Raw genomic sequence first — 1,543 nt, 5'->3', positions numbered from 1 at the left:
AAGTATTGTAGCGATCGATTGAATTAGCTTATTAGGATCTCAGTGCTTTACACGTTAATGCCACTACAGTGGGTTGTAGCAAACCGCTCGAAGTTCATAGTTGGCCGAGTACTCTAATTGTAAATCCAAGACATTACTTACTTTTTACAATCGTATTTCTAGTTAAGTTTCGCTCGGAAGCGTTGGGACTGTTGATGAAAAAAAGTATAAAAAAGCCGACTGTTAGAACCAAGATGATTCTGAACATAGAATCTTCGATTGGATTGTCCATGTTTACTCGCTAGTTAGGATAACTCGATCGTACTAAATATTCCGAGCTAGATCCTCCGTAAAAAGTCTCAAAGTAAACCCCTAGACAAGTCAAGATTGATAATTACCAACAACTTTGTCTGAATGCGGTATTCCTCGCTAGATGAGATGCTTGTAGAGCGCGATCGGTAATCCCGTGCGCCGTTTGACTTCCACCAGGGAGCGGTAGGCACCGTTGCGTTGTCGCTCGGTACAAATAACTGCCGCACTATTGAGATCGAGTCCGAGTTCGATCAGTTCGGAAATTGGTAAGACATTCAAGCGTTGCCAATCGATCGGATCGTCCGACTGTTCGTAATAGTTAAATGCAATCATCGGCTCGATCGCTTGGGAGTATTTTTCGGGCACATCGGCAAGGGTGGTTAGCTCCTCCAAATGTGTAAACATGTAGCCTTCAGCCTTGAGCAGTTCGATATTATTGGCGTAGGCGATCGGCAATCCCAAGACATGAACGAGATCGTCTTTAGAGCAGCGATTGATATCGACTTTACCTCTGATACTAGCGATCGATTTAGCAGTTTGGCGATCGGTCGGCAAAATTGCCCCACGCGGCGCACTTTTGATCAGGTACGGATTTTTGATATTCATCGCGATCGCAAACTGCACCGGCACAGCCAGATACACCAACCACGATAGATCGAGAAATATTGCCAATAAGGCGATCGCACTCAGCACACCGCCAATTTGCAACCATCGCTCGGTTTTGGTAGTGTAACCAGCATAAGCAATCGTCAGCCCCCCAAACACTGGGCATAGCGACCACCACACCCAGTCAGGAATTCTTTTCAAAGCTGCATTAGACATAAGCTCAATCGCTGCCCACCCTAATTAAATATCAATTATCAATTAATTTAAATTTCGTCTAACATTTTGCGACGTTTAGCTTCATATTCTTCGGCAGTAATAATGCCATCTTCATACAATTTCTTGAGTTCGTACAAAGTAGCCGTAGCATCTTTGGCAGATTTGGTCGGCGACACCATCGGATAACTCATACCGCGATTGAGAGTATTAGGATTGGCATCATAGTTGAACCGCGCATCAAACTCGCGATCGGACATAAAACACAGTCCGAGAAAATCAAAAAAAGAAATCAAGCCAGGAATCGATGTCCAGCAAAAAATCAAATATAATACGCCTTGAACGTTCTTGCCTAGATAGAATTTATGAATGCCAAAAAAGCCGCCAAAAAAGCAAATCAATATTGCTGCCGTTCGGTTCCTCATCGTTTGCT

2 protein-coding genes are annotated in these 1,543 nt (G+C 43.7%); both read right to left on the bottom strand.

Annotated features, from left to right (window positions below; genetic code table 11):
• Positions 1–408 precede the first annotated feature (408 nt).
• On the bottom strand, positions 409–1,113 hold the full coding sequence (locus tag RMO84_RS03115) for a helix-hairpin-helix domain-containing protein (RefSeq protein WP_310486988.1): 705 nt from the start codon (positions 1,111–1,113) through the stop codon (positions 409–411).
• Between the two features lie 47 nt (positions 1,114–1,160).
• A complete protein-coding gene (locus RMO84_RS03110; protein ID WP_396135754.1) occupies positions 1,161–1,535 on the bottom strand; it encodes an NINE protein in 375 nt (124 codons plus the stop codon).
• Positions 1,536–1,543 lie beyond the last annotated feature (8 nt).

Source organism: Chamaesiphon sp. VAR_69_metabat_338 (assembly GCF_031423935.1).
Classification (GTDB): Bacteria; Cyanobacteriota; Cyanobacteriia; order Cyanobacteriales; family Chamaesiphonaceae; genus Chamaesiphon.
Note: the sequence above shows the minus strand (reverse complement) of the source record. Positions and strands in the feature narration are given on the sequence as shown.